Source organism: Bacillus pumilus (assembly GCF_900186955.1).
In the GTDB taxonomy this organism is placed as follows: domain Bacteria; phylum Bacillota; class Bacilli; order Bacillales; family Bacillaceae; genus Bacillus; species Bacillus pumilus.
Genome location: NZ_LT906438.1, coordinates 487981 through 501418, shown reverse-complemented (window position 1 = coordinate 501418; position 13438 = coordinate 487981). Strand labels below are relative to the sequence as shown.

Genomic DNA, 13438 nt, shown 5'->3' with positions numbered 1-13438 from the left:
ACCATATTCATCACTATCAAATAATTTTCTAAACTCCGATCAACACAAAAAACCTTTTAAGACATTTAGTCATCAAGGTTTTTGTATTTCATAATACTCTAATTCAATGCATCTTCTAATGTTTTCTTTTCATGTTCTAACATACCACTTATGATAATACCACATACTACTTCTTCTTTATCCAAAGCAAATCCTACTGTATCACTTTGTAAAATAGATACTGCATCATTTTCTGAGAATGAAATGAATACCTTATCCCTACCTATATACACGTCTAATTTACCTTTTTCGTCTATATAGGTATTATTATTAGATTCTTCTATCTGAAAACTCGGTACACCTTTAACCATAATTATATCTTCCATATCTAATTTCAAACTTTCCATTTTGTGTACATTTTCACTTAACGTTAGTGTAATTGAACGAATATTACCCGTATATTTCCCTAAACCTATTTCAATTAAAGATTTCTTGAAATCTCCAGTTCTCCAATATATCGTTGGCTCTTTTGATATATTCCAACTACCAAATTCTATATTAATCGGTGTATAAAGATCATATTCAATGTTGATAGGTTGACTGTCTTTATATTCTATTACTTTTAACATCATCATTTCTCCTTTTAAGGCATATACACAGCATGCTTTATTACTGGTAGCAATCCGTCTCCGCGAGGTTTACTAAATATTAATTCCCAATTACCTACCTTCATAATTTCTTCATATTTAATTCCTTGCTTGGCAGCATTGTTAACAGAGCTTTGGAAACTCGACAATAAAGTTTGACTATTTATCGGCATACCATGTGTCGTTGCATCTCTAGTTATATACTCAACCATATGTTTTGTCCCATTAGGGTGCACCCAGAACTTTCCATCAACTGTTGCTAATTCAAAAGATTTTGGGATTTTTGTACCTTCATAAAGTGGTTGAGTAACTTTTATATCCTTCCACACTGTACCATTATCCACATTTTTAACAGTACCACCTTTAATCCCCATCTTCCCATTGAACCCCTTCGCCCCAAACGGCAAAAGCATTCCCAGCGCCGCATTCATACTCGCTTCCTGCTGTTCTTTCGAGACCTTATTCCCAAACATATCACGCCCTGTAATCGCTTCGCTGAAGCCGTTGGTGGCGGTAAGACCATATAAGCCTTTTTGAGATGTTTTTAAGGCGTCAAAAGACTTTTGCGATGTCTTGTAAATGTCGACTGCTCTGACTGCGGCTGATGTGGCTTGAGTTGTTTTATAGACGGCTTTACCACCTTTGAAAATGCGTCCTGCCCAGCCGACGATTGGGATATATCCTGCAGCTGCCATGCCGCCTGCGGCGACGCGCTGTCCTGCAGTAAGTTCTTCGCCTGTGATCGGATCGACACCTGTTGCGGCACGTTTTGCATCGTTCACGCCTGTCAATTCATTGACAATATTCCCGCCATAATCGAGTGCTTTTTCATACCAAGGACGGTTGGCGAGCGCTTCTTGTTCCTTTGCGATCTCGCGGGCCTCTTCTTGTTCTTTTTTGATTTTCAGATATTCAGAAGTTTGCTTCTCAATATCGCTTTTTGCCTTGTAGATTTCACTATTTTGATACGCTTTCTTGTCAAAATTCATAGGCGAAATGGCTTTTCCGTCATTTGTAGCATTGATCATTTCTACGTACAATGCCATTGTAGCTTGCTGCTCCGTTTCTGACAAAGCATATTCATCTTTTACATTTTGATCAAGCTCTCTTAGGTCTTTCACTGTCTTTTTTCGCTCGTCTTCCGCATCTGCAATTTTTTCATCAAAGGTTTGACTATCAAATACCTCTAGAGAAATGAGGTCGTCGATGTCTTGAAAAATCGTTTTAAGGGCCTTTTTTTGATCCTTTACAATGCTTTTGGCATTTTTGATGCCCATATGTACAGCGTTGTCTAAAAAGTGTTCTTCTACAAAGGTGTCGCCGCCAAAGTTTGTATCATCTAGTGTCCCAGAAACACCTTCATGAAAGGCTTTTTGCTTATCAATGAAGCTGATAAACATATCTACATTTCCAGCCAGTTCTTTATAAAAGCTTTTAATGTTATCGGCACCTTTTCCAGTGAAATCATCACCGAGGTTAGCCACGCCTTGAAGTGCCTTTTTTAAATCTACCATTTGTTCACGGAGTTCCTGGTAGTGTTTTGCCCTTGCATCCATGGCACTTGTTAGTGCTTTTGCATCAAGTATCTTGCCCAGAAGAAGTCACTCCCTCCATTATTGATCATAAAGTCTATTTTACCTTTCTCAGCGAATTGGAAAAATAGGCTTTAAGTTACAAAAATAATTTCCAAATATTTTAATAGAAATGAAGGCAAGTGACAATTGAAATGTTTTTCCTAATCATCACAAAAAAAGTCAGCCCTCTTTTCAGAAGACCGACTACTTTGTGTTTAGAAAAAGCGTTTGAGGCTTTTCTTGAGTGGAGGGATATCCAGCTCACCTTTTTCAAAGAATTTTTTCAATAAATATTTACTGAAGCCTGCTGCTTGGGTGTAAGTGATTTTCCCAGGTAACGGAGGTTCATTGGCGACAGCGACATCAATAATGACTGGTTTATCGGATTGAAGGGCTGTATCAAAGGCTGGAGCTAATTCTTCATGTGATGACACAGAGAATCCTTTGCCGCCACACGCCTCTGCAAACTTAACAAAATCAATATCCTCCAGCTCTATACCATAATTTATGTTTCCTTTTACCTGTTGTTCATATTCAATCATCCCTAAATTGTTGTTGTTTAAGATTACGACAACGATCGGCAGCTTATACTTTACAGCTGTCACAAAGTCTTGCATGACCATTGTGAAGCCTCCATCACCACAGACGGCAATGGCTTGTCTGTTCGGTTCATTCAATTTAGCTGAAATCGCACCAGGTAAACCGCAGCCCATTGTGGCAAGCCAGCTGGAGATAATGAAATCCTGCTGTTTCATTTCAAAATGACGTGCCATCCATACCGTGACATTACCAACATCAACTGAAAGAATGGCATTGTCCTCGACTGCTTCTTCTAGTCTAGCAATGACTTGCTGTGGTTTAATTGGTGAAGTAGCAACAGATTTTTCTTTATCCATTTCTTCTCGCCACTTCATCATATGTTCTGTACAAGCTTCAAGAAAGCCACGCTGTTCTTTATATTCAATGTAGGAAGTTAGTTCATGCAAACCACTCTTGCTGTCGCTCACAATTCCCACATCTACCGGATACCTTTTGCCGATTTGATCTGGTTTAATATCTAGTTGAATGGCTGGCGTGTCCTCTGGTAAGTAGTCTCTATATGGAAAGGAGGTGCCAAGCATAATTAAGAGATCACATTCTTCCATCGCTTCATATGCCGGCTTCGTTCCAATTTGACCTAAGTTACCTAAAAAGTATGGATGCCTGTCTGGCACAATACCTTTTGCAGGGAGCGTGATGACGATAGGAGCAGCTGCCTTTTCTGCAAATGAAAGAAGCTCTTCTTTTGCATGTCTTAATCCTTTACCTGCTAAGATGACTGGTTTCTTCGCATTGTTAATCAGCTGAGCTGCCTTTAGCAATTGATCTTTCTTTGCCCGTACTTCTCCCTCAACATAAAGAGGAGATGTATAGACGGGTTTACGCTTTATTTTTTGAGAAAATAAGTCATCCGATACGGTGAGAACTGCCACACCTTTATGGGTATAAGCTGCTTTGATGGCTTGATTCAATAAGTCAGGCAGCGCCTCTGCTGTCTGTACCTGCTGATTAAAGACAGCGACATCGTCAAACATTCGCTCCAATTTGATTTCTTGGAATGCATCTCTGCCTACTTCGGCCGAAGCAACCTGCCCTGCAATTGCTAAAACTGGTGCACCATCTGCTTTTGCATCATACAGTCCATTTAATAAGTGGACAGCACCCGGCCCAGCGATTGATAAGCAGACACCAAGTTTACCTGTTAGTTTGGCATCAGCCGCCGCTGATAGTGCTGCCACTTCTTCATGTCTCGTTTGGATAAATTTTATTTGGCTTGATTCATGCCTAAGTTCTTCAATCAATTCGTTTATACTATCGCCGGGCATTCCATAAATATGTTTCACGCCCCACTCTTCCAGTAGCGCTGTTACTTCTTTTCCTGCGGTTCTTTGCGGCATGTGAGAAAACTCCTTTTTTCTTACTCCATACCACCGCATCCTTTTGATCAAACGTTTCAACTTGCTTCTGCTACTTTTTAAAATGATAGGGCAGGGTTGCCACCACAATATCCCGCTTCCATAATAGGCGGAATCTTAATAAAAAGGCAGATTGATTATGCAAAATGGTGTGCCATCTTTTTTTCGGTATAAATTGTGGCACAAGCACCATCACTTTATATTGATGGGCATTTGCTTTTGTTTCAACTGTCTCAAGAAATTTATCTAGCGGGTGAATGAGGCTTCGATAGGATGAATGCAGCATCACAAGCCGTACACCGCTATTGAGTTTTTCCCAATCTTCTTCAATTTTCTTATCCTTTTCTTTATCAAAGGATACATGAACCGCTATGACTTGCTCTGACAAAGACTTTGCATATTGAACAGATTGTTCGACAACACGCGTGACACCCGCTATAGGTACGATGACCACATTTCCTTTAATCTCAACAGGCTCTGTTTCATTCAATAAACGCAGTTGTTCTCCAACAGACAAATAATGCTTTTTAATGGAATGAAAGATAAATAAAACAATAGGCAGGAAAACAAATATTGGCCATACGAGATGGAACTTGGTCAAAATGAGAATCATAAAAACTGTAAAAGAAATCAGTGCTCCGACGATATTGATTGGCATTTTCGTTTTCCAGCCCTGCGGTTTTTCACGAATCCACTTCACACACATGCCGGTCTGCGACAGGGTAAATGGAATAAACACACCGACAGCATATAGCGGTATAAGATGTTCTGTTTTTCCATCAAACAACCAGATGAGCAGCATAGAGGCTACGCCTAGAAAGATAATGCCATTAGAGTAACCAAGCCGGTCTCCTCTTACAGTAAACATACGCGGCATATATTTATCCTTTGCTAAATTGACAGCCAATAACGGAAAGGCTGAAAAGCCGGTATTTGCCGCTAATATTAGAATTAGCGCTGTGACTGCCTGAATCACGTAATAGAAAAACGTACGTCCAAAAGTGTCTGACGCAATTTGTGATACAACCGTTTCTTCTGGCTTTGGCGAGATGCCGAAACCAAATGCAAGCAATGTGACTCCCACAAATAAAACAGCTAGCAATCCACCCATCATCAACAATGTTCTCGCTGCGTTTTGTGCAGCTGGTTTTTTAAAGGATGGAATCGTATTTGAAATGGCTTCTACTCCAGTCAGAGCAGAACAGCCAGATGAAAAAGCTTTTAATAACAAAAATAATGTAATGCCTTGTACGTGTGTGCCTACCGCTGTATGTTCAGGTGCTGGCGGTACGCCGCCTGTTAATAATTTGAAACCGCCTACTCCAATTAATATAAGGAGTGAAAATACAAACAAGTATACAGGATAAGCCAGAATAGATGCCGATTCTGTTAATCCACGGAGGTTGAGCACCATAATCACGATGACCAATACAATTGAGATCAAGACATGATATGGATATAGTGTTGGAAAAGCCGATGTGACGGCATCGGTCCCCGCTGAAATGCTCACTGCTACAGTCAAAATATAGTCTACAAGCAATGATCCGCCAGCGATCAATCCCGGTTTTTCACCTAGGTTTCTGCTAGAGACGACATATGCCCCGCCGCCTTCTGGATAAGCATAAATGATCTGGCGGTAAGACAGAATTAACGCCATTAAAAGAATTAATACACAACCTGCAATCGGGAGTGAGTACCAAAATGCTGCTGCACTAACGACAGAAAGAACAATTAAGATTTGTTCTGTACCATATGCAACTGATGATAATGCGTCTGATGACAATAATGCCAACGCTTTGATTTTTGATAGTTTTTGTTCTCCTGCTGCCTGTGATTTTAATGGTTTACCAATTAAAATACGCTTCATCAAACTGTACATGTGATGCCCGCTCCTTTAGTGTCAAACGATTTAAGTTGCAAAAGATGGATCGCCAAAAAGACACAGAGGCAATAGAATGCCCCTGTGTCTATTGTTTAGATCACAGGTTGGTCTTTGCTCTCTTTAACGCTTACGAGGTTAGCTGACGGATTCGGGCGCATGAGACTTTGCCCTACCTTAAAAGGATTCACCCCACATGGTGTTTTATACCACCAAAATTGGTTCCCCCGCTCATCGAAATGATTCAGCGATTGGTCTTTTATAAAAGAGATCATACTCCCGTTTGACACCAAAGTAAAGAGATTTTTTCGAGGTCTTTTGACCGTTTATTAATCAGTCTTTTTGCGGTTTTTTCGTACGAAATAAACAATCATCACAACGACAAAAATGATCAGTACAGCGATACATGCAAAGTAAATCCAAGAATCACCGACGCCTTGCTTTTCACCTTTTTTAAGATCATTTTTTGCATTGCTGACTGTTTGGTGATTAGAGAACACATCTTTGTTTTTGCTTTCTATTGCAACTGTTGCGGTCTCAGTATTTGTTTGAAGGAATCGAATCACTTCATTTGATATATCAGCGTCAGCTGCCGTCATTCCTGAAAAAACGGTCATGGTTTGTTCTTTATTCCATACGGATGGCTGCGTCCATACAATACGAGCTGTTGTTTCGTTGATCATGCCAAATGAGGATACATCATATTGACCCTTTTTCACTGGAACGATGAGATCATCTGCTTTTTCTTTTAAAAGAGAGAATGTCTGGATGCCTCCGATGAAAATGAGAGAGTTCTTTTTCAATTGTTCATTTGTCACATTCGATGCTTCAATTAAATGATATTGAGCAGCTTCCGGCTGACTAAATGATTCGGTCAGCATAGCCATTTGATTGATTGAGGCTTGATTGATTTGATCTGGCATAATGATCAATGTGTTTCCTTGCTCCGTTTCTGAAGTGTAAGGAAGCGGCCATGCGGCTAAGTCCGGTGTATCAATAGTTGTTCCTTCTGGTATTTGAAGAGAGCTGTTCTTATCAATGTAAATCCAGCCTTCTTCATCTGTATGTCTACAGGATTCCATGTTTTTAAAACCTGTTGTGACAAACTGTAAGTCCACATATTCGTTCTCTTGAAGCACTTGTGAATCTACTGGAATCGACACATGGTAGAACCCATTCTCATCTTTGTTTCCTAGTTTTGTTAACGGTACGTCGTGCGGTTCGTTATTGATCATCACTGTTAGACGCTCTGCTTTGTTCGCTGGATCTGATTTTTTAAATGATAGATTTAGTTTTGCACCTGATTTTTGTTGAGCCATTAATGCTTTCGGATAATAGTAATGATCAGATGCTGTCTTTTTGGTTCCAACTTTGACATCATCTGCGCCAAAATCTATTAAGGAAATATGATGAGATGGCTTAGAAGCACTAGCTGTCACCTTTTGCAGCAGCAAGTCGGTTCCAGTGAGCTGACCTGTCAGTTCTGGCTGAGTCAAGACATTGATTTTTTCAGCAATTGTCTTTGGCTGCTTAGCAGTGACAAATAAAATGGGCTGTTCTTTTTTCTTTGCTGTCAGGGTTCTCACCGCTAACGTAAGTTGATCGCCTTCTGTTTTAATTCCAGCCGCTTGCTCGAGCGATTTTATTCGTCCATTCCAGCTTCCTTTTGCTCCAACAGCAATAGTTGGGTGCGCAATTTGCTCGACGTCCTTTTCTTGAACGAGTTTGAGGTCTGCTAGGCGGTCTTTGTTTTTCAACGTACGATATACTTTCATAGCCGCTTCTAATTCAGCCGCTTCTGGTTTATTTGGAATCACAATATCTGTTTGTTCTTCCTGATCACCTGATGGAATAAATGGTGAAGGGAAGCTGTCTAACGTCACGTCTTTCGTTTGAACTCCTTTGAACGCCAGCTCACTTTCAGGATATACTTTCAGCCAATTGGCAGGCGTCTCTTGGTTGATACACACACCTTCTTTTAACACACCATAAAATGCGAGCTGAATTTGATGAGATCCTTTTTTTAGTTGCGTTTTGTTCAATTTGATTTGAATCGATTTTTTGGGGTTTTTCCCTGATACAGGGATCGTTTTTTCAATCTCTCCATCGATCATCACTGTGAAAGATGATGGCGATATTAGTAATGGTGAAGCCTCTATATTTAATGTAAGAGTGCTAGACTCTACTTTTTCTTTCTCCATTTGATAGGAAAATTCAGTGCGGTCTTCTTGACCATACAATGTCACCACATCTTCTGATAGATGCTGCGTTTCTGTTTGATTTCCTTTTGATGAGTGAACCCAATCGTCTTTCACTTGTACTCGATTGGATTGCGCCATTGCTTGACTTGCCATGAAAAAAGGCTGAATGGCAAGGGATAGCGCTAATATTAAAAACATCCATTTGACCGATTTCAATTTGTCACCCGCTTTTCTTTTGTTGTTGATCGTAACGCTCTGTTTTGTACCATTTCACTTCTTGTTTCAATAATCGGCTCTTCACCTCTACACATAAGGAGTACACGACAAGCGCAATCCATACTTGAGAATAGGTGAAGTACATGAGGACCACAATGAGAATATTTTGTTTGGTGAGCTCTGTTTTCTCAATACTTAATGTAATCATCACTTCTGTTAGAAAGAGGAAGAAGGCTAATCCCCAAAGGATTAGTGCGACAGCCCCTACAGATAAATGAAGATCAACAAATAGGTTTACAATAAAGATGCCATTTGAGAGCAGAACGCCGAAGAAAAATAAGAAATACGTAAAGAAGAAATAAAACAAATCGAAAACCATTCGTTTTCGTTTCAGCTTCATAAACTGCCTTAAAAATTTAAGGACAACATATTGATTCCCTCTAGCCCAGCGCGTTCTTTGCCGCCACCAGACCTTCCATGTCTCAGGCTCTTGTTCCCATGTGAGCGCAGCTGGAAAAAATCGAATCACATATCCCAGGTTATACACACGGATCGTTAATTCGGTGTCCTCGGCCAAAGCTTGGACATCCCAGCCGCCGAGCTCTTCTAAAATGTGCCGGCGGATGGCGAAGTTGGTACCTGGTATTGTTGCAATACCAAACCATTTCCATCTCCCGCCCTGCGCCATCCATTGGAAACAGATGGTCTCAATATTAATAAATTTGGTCAGCAAATTTTTGGTTGCATTGATCACCCTGAATTTCCCGACAACAGCGCCTGCTTTTGGGTCATTTAATAATCCAAGAACCAAATGATAGACAGCCTTTGGTTCAGGCATGTTATCTGCGTCGTATACGCAAATCACTTCTCCTGTTGAAGCCTTCAAACCTTCATTCAGTGCAGTGGATTTTCCCTTCCCTGCAAATGGCGGCTTCGTTTCAATCATATGGACATGATCATATTGCTCACTGAATGATTGCACAATCTCTCCTGTGCGATCAGAAGAATTGTCATTAATCACAATGATTTCAAGGAGGTGTTTAGGATAAGATAGCTGAACCATCGCTTTTAATGTCTGCCGAATGACGACCTCTTCATTATGAGCAGGAATCAGGATACTGACGGTCGGCAGCTCTTTCCCTTGTTTTGTCCATTTAGGCAGCACTTTTTCATAGGTGAGGTAATGCTGAAAGCCGCCCTGCATGAGAAACATGTGGTATAGAAGCATGATCCAAATGAGCATTAATGAAAGATAAAATAAGACATCAGCCACCTAATTTTCTCTCCTTAAAAATTCGTTTTTTCATTGTCAGTCTTAAATACAATGTGTATAAAGCAAATGCCGCAATAAACAGCATGACCACGACCGTGAGAATTCTCAGCATATTTTCCATGCCACTTCGTTTGACTGTTTTTGTTTCGGCGATGTTGGATTCCTCTACTTGAATATGTCCATTCCCAGATGTTTGGATTTTTACATGTGCAGTTTGGACCGTCTGTTTTGTTTTCTTTACATCCAGCCATTCGCTAGAAGGGATTGCCTCCATCTGTGTGATCAAATCCTGTAACCCTGCTATCCCTAACTCCACGTCATAGGACAGCCCAATTGCGGCTGATTGCAGATGCTGCACGGATTGAATCGTCTGTTCAGTTAAAACATTTGAACCTTCTTTGTCAAACACTTGCTCAACTTGCTGCTGAGGATATAAGGTCATGCCGTGTAACATGGCAGGAGACGTCACGAGCGGCGATGCACCGGCTGTTTTCCAAGTGCGGTCTGACAGCTGCACCTGTCCAAATAGACTGGACACATGCTTTGAAATTACTTCATAACCTTTTTGTGATATCGCATCATGCGGCACCTCGAACGCAAGAGGATATAAGCCTTGCCTAGCAAGAAGCTCAATGCCCTTTGTCAGTTTCTTTTCTGTATAGGCGACTTCTTGCTGCTGATTCAATTTGGTATACGTATGAAAGTCTTTTTCATTTGGGAATTGGCTTTTACTTTGTTTCTTCTCTGCATTTTTTGGATCATTTGTCGTGATGGGCTGATCATATTTTGCATCCCAGAACTCAAATCCCTGACCAGATTCCTCCGTTCGATACGTACGGGTAAAGCCATGAAGAATGATACTCGCTCCATTTTCTTGCAATTGTTTTAACACATTCACGAGCTTCGGGCGGTCGCTCAGTGTGACTTCATCACCTGTTGCTCGATCTATCCAAACAGGGGTCACTGCAATTTGATAAGGAATATGCTGTGCGGATACGTATTGTCCAAGTTCTAGTAGCTTCTTCTCGTCACTTGCTGGACTGATGTTCCCGAGCATTACGTATTTTGTCTTCATTTGCACAGAAGATGGCATGTATTTTTCTAGCACTTCTGCAAGAAGCTTGTTGTGTTGCACGACATCTAAGATACCGATATATGCCGTACCTTCTTTTGTCTGAGTCACAAATGGCAGATCAGATTGACGTTTCTTCACTAGAAATTCATTTTCCAAGTCTGTCCCTCGAACCGTTAACACATTGATCCTTCTCTCTAGCTGACGGTATGTCTGATCATGTGTATGTTTCAATTGACTGATATGATCTTGTTTGTGAAAAGTAAGCTTGGAGAATGGGCGAAGCTGTTCCGCATTGTATCCAATGGCGATGAATTGCTGTGATTCGTTCGTCGCACGAATGGTTTGTTTTGACAGGGTTCTCTTTATTTCTCCAAGATAAATGACTTGCTGAAATTCATTCATCCTCTTTTCAGCCAAATGTTCATCAGATACAATCGTCGTCTGTTTTGAAAAATGACCGGCGAGTAGATCCAGCATATGAACGGCTGGAGTCACTTCCCCCGATGGTGTGGAATAAACGATCAGTGTATTTGGCTGCGTGACGAGCGCATCGGCTGAAGCCATGTGTTTAAACGAAAGAATCGAAAAAAGCGTGATCATCAAACAACATTTCATCAAAGAATTAAAGTTCATTCATCATCATCTCTTTTTCTAGTTCTTCTAAAAACTGCTCTGGCGTACGATAATCCGAGCTGCTTGTTAAATGACAGACATGAAATGTCAAGGTCACTTCACGACCGTTTAATAGGACATGCGTTTGCAGTTTATCCTTTAGCTTATCAAGGACAACTGACACATTTTCTTCTGGTGTATGGGTTAGCAGCAAGCCCATTCGTTCTTCAGATAACCGAAATTTCTTATCGGTTTCTCTTACGCTTTCGCGTATCTTGAGACTTAATTGTTGAAATAGATGCTGCATTTCTTTTTCTCCATATAACGATTTGAATTCCGCTGCGTAATTCATATGAAGAAGGATAAAGACAAATGGCTGTTTGTACCGTTCTGCCCGTTTCATTTCCTCGGATAATTCGAGCTTCATCCGCTCAGCATTGTCAAATCCTGTTGTCGAGTCAATCGCCACAAATTGTTTGATGGCCTGCTTTTGTTGTTCAATGGTGTGACGCAGCGTATTGATCCGTTCATGCAAGCTTCCCGCTGAAATAGCGAAAAAAAGAAGTGCTACGCCCCAAATTACTACATCTTGCAATGTTTGATTTGAAAAAAGGGAATTTTCATGACCAAGCTCTGTAAAGAACATGACGCTTCCTATAAAGAACAAAAACAGTAAGGTGAAAATTAATGCTGGTAGGATACCAAATAAAATACCACAGCCTAACACGACAAATGTCAGTGCGATGATCATAAAGCTCTCCGCATCTTGTACGTTAAGGTAGCCCATAAACAAAATAAGGCCTGCAAACGTGAGGAGCAGAGAATAGTACAAGCGATACGTGTTACTGAACAACCGATTCATTTAGAAGCTCCCTTTCTGCAATTAAAGGCAATAAGTTATCAAATGAGTGTGTCTCTTTTTCGTTCATGTATCCTCCGTAGTAAGGCTTGAGAGGATCTTGAGTTTGTAATTCTTTCATGCGGTGATAGACAGTCTTTGCGAATTTCAGCTCGTTTTGTTTAAGGGCATACAAAATGACGAGTGCATATACCGAAGGCGATTCATATGTGACAGATGGCTTCAATGTGCTCAGTTTGTATCTTCCGTACAGTTTGCCTTCTTGTTTAAACGACGTTTTAAGCCATTTCATGATCTCGGACGTATTCACCTTTGCATGATATGCATGTAAAGCTGTATAAAGTTGATCGATCATATTGATTTCTTGATCGAATGAATAGGTTTTTTTCTTTATGTCATAGGATTTAGGAAAGAATCCTTTTTTTCTCGGTGCTTGTTTTAGAATGGCTAATTGGTTACTGGTCATTTGTTTCGTGAATATTTGGAGGGATTCCAATTCTTTGATTGCTTTTGGGTCTATATATGAGAGTGTGATTGTATGTGAAGTTCGATTGGTTGATGCATCATAATAATCGGACAATATGCCTTTGAACATGTTTTTTTCTTTTAACGCTTGAGCGATTTCTTTTGCTGTCGTTTGATACGCTGACTTCTTCCACAAATGATTTGCCTTTTGAAGTGCCGTCACTACACGTAAATCATCGACTAAAGCATTGGCCTTATTTTTTTGATCGGATTCAATTTGCCAGCTGAGAAGATGATGGTCTAGTAAAAATTGATCTTGCAGAACATCAAATTGTTGGTCAAATGAATTTTGATCTTTTTTTCGAACAAGATAATCCATCCAAAGTCCAAGTGATTCAGATAAGTAGATGTGCTGCTCTGCAAAAGAGGTGCGAATTAAGCCTTGATCTGTCATTAAGTGGTGAGTGATAAAATATTCTCCAGGCAAAACGGGCTGAGATGATACTGGATCAGCTGATTCTTTCTGCTGTTCCCAGGTACATCCGCCTAGTAGAATGACAATGAGTAAAACAATTGCTGTACGATATATGCGTGTATGCATTCGTGTCCCCTTTCAATTCCGCGTTCTCTAAGCATCTAACGATTTATTATAGAGCGTTTTTGTTTAAATTTAAATGAATATTTTATGCCAAATTACGAGCCT

9 protein-coding genes and 1 riboswitch are annotated in these 13438 nt (G+C 40.3%); all 9 genes read right to left on the bottom strand.

The features are described from left to right. Positions 1–98: 98 nt before the first annotated feature. Complete coding sequence (locus CKW02_RS02420) at positions 99–608, bottom strand: hypothetical protein (RefSeq protein ID WP_003213814.1); 510 nt, start codon at positions 606–608, stop codon at positions 99–101. Positions 609–622: 14 nt separating this feature from the next. Then, on the bottom strand, positions 623–2182 hold the full coding sequence (locus CKW02_RS02415; RefSeq protein WP_003214309.1) for a ribonuclease YeeF family protein: 1560 nt from the start codon (positions 2180–2182) through the stop codon (positions 623–625). 233 nt (positions 2183–2415) lie between these two features. Beyond that, the gene (locus CKW02_RS02410; RefSeq protein WP_095117743.1) at positions 2416–4137 is read right to left on the bottom strand and encodes a pyruvate oxidase; all 1722 of its coding nucleotides are present in this window, start codon (positions 4135–4137) and stop codon (positions 2416–2418) included. A gap of 70 nt (positions 4138–4207) precedes the next feature. Then, positions 4208–6034: an APC family permease gene (locus CKW02_RS02405; RefSeq protein ID WP_003213937.1), complete on the bottom strand. Its 1827-nt coding sequence runs from the start codon at positions 6032–6034 to the stop codon at positions 4208–4210. Positions 6035–6146: 112 nt separating this feature from the next. Further along, a riboswitch (cyclic di-AMP (ydaO/yuaA leader) is annotated at positions 6147–6294 on the bottom strand. 69 nt (positions 6295–6363) lie between these two features. Further along, a complete protein-coding gene (locus CKW02_RS02400) occupies positions 6364–8451 on the bottom strand; it encodes a cellulose biosynthesis cyclic di-GMP-binding regulatory protein BcsB (RefSeq protein ID WP_003213845.1) in 2088 nt (695 codons plus the stop codon). 4 nt (positions 8452–8455) lie between these two features. Further along, entirely contained in the window at positions 8456–9694 is a 1239-nt protein-coding gene (locus CKW02_RS02395) for a glycosyltransferase family 2 protein (protein WP_372706120.1), read from the bottom strand. A 22-nt stretch (positions 9695–9716) separates the two neighbouring features. Further along, positions 9717–11432 carry a DUF2334 domain-containing protein gene (locus tag CKW02_RS02390; protein ID WP_003213951.1) on the bottom strand — a complete coding sequence of 572 codons (1716 nt, stop codon included), beginning with the start codon at positions 11430–11432 and terminating at the stop codon, positions 9717–9719. Further along, the gene (locus tag CKW02_RS02385; protein WP_034620220.1) at positions 11422–12273 is read right to left on the bottom strand and encodes a GGDEF domain-containing protein; all 852 of its coding nucleotides are present in this window, start codon (positions 12271–12273) and stop codon (positions 11422–11424) included. The genes CKW02_RS02390 and CKW02_RS02385 overlap by 11 nt, the downstream gene beginning before the upstream one ends. Continuing rightward, positions 12254–13336 carry a glycosyl hydrolase family 8 gene (locus CKW02_RS02380; RefSeq protein ID WP_003214245.1) on the bottom strand — a complete coding sequence of 361 codons (1083 nt, stop codon included), beginning with the start codon at positions 13334–13336 and terminating at the stop codon, positions 12254–12256. Before CKW02_RS02380 ends, CKW02_RS02385 begins: the two co-directional genes overlap by 20 nt. Positions 13337–13438: the final 102 nt, after the last annotated feature.

Excerpts from the sequence above, each read along its gene's own strand:
- CKW02_RS02420 (WP_003213814.1), bottom strand. The coding sequence starts at position 608 with ATGTTAAAAGTAATAGAATATAAAGACAGTCAACCTATCAACATTGAA.
- CKW02_RS02415 (WP_003214309.1), bottom strand. The coding sequence starts at position 2,182 with ATGGATGCAAGGGCAAAACACTACCAGGAACTCCGTGAACAAATGGTA.
- CKW02_RS02410 (WP_095117743.1), bottom strand. The coding sequence starts at position 4,137 with ATGCCGCAAAGAACCGCAGGAAAAGAAGTAACAGCGCTACTGGAAGAG.
- CKW02_RS02405 (WP_003213937.1), bottom strand. The coding sequence starts at position 6,034 with ATGTACAGTTTGATGAAGCGTATTTTAATTGGTAAACCATTAAAATCA.
- CKW02_RS02395 (WP_372706120.1), bottom strand. The coding sequence starts at position 9,694 with ATGCTCATTTGGATCATGCTTCTATACCACATGTTTCTCATGCAGGGC.
- CKW02_RS02390 (WP_003213951.1), bottom strand. The coding sequence starts at position 11,432 with ATGAACTTTAATTCTTTGATGAAATGTTGTTTGATGATCACGCTTTTT.
- CKW02_RS02385 (WP_034620220.1), bottom strand. The coding sequence starts at position 12,273 with ATGAATCGGTTGTTCAGTAACACGTATCGCTTGTACTATTCTCTGCTC.
- CKW02_RS02380 (WP_003214245.1), bottom strand. The coding sequence starts at position 13,336 with ATGCATACACGCATATATCGTACAGCAATTGTTTTACTCATTGTCATT.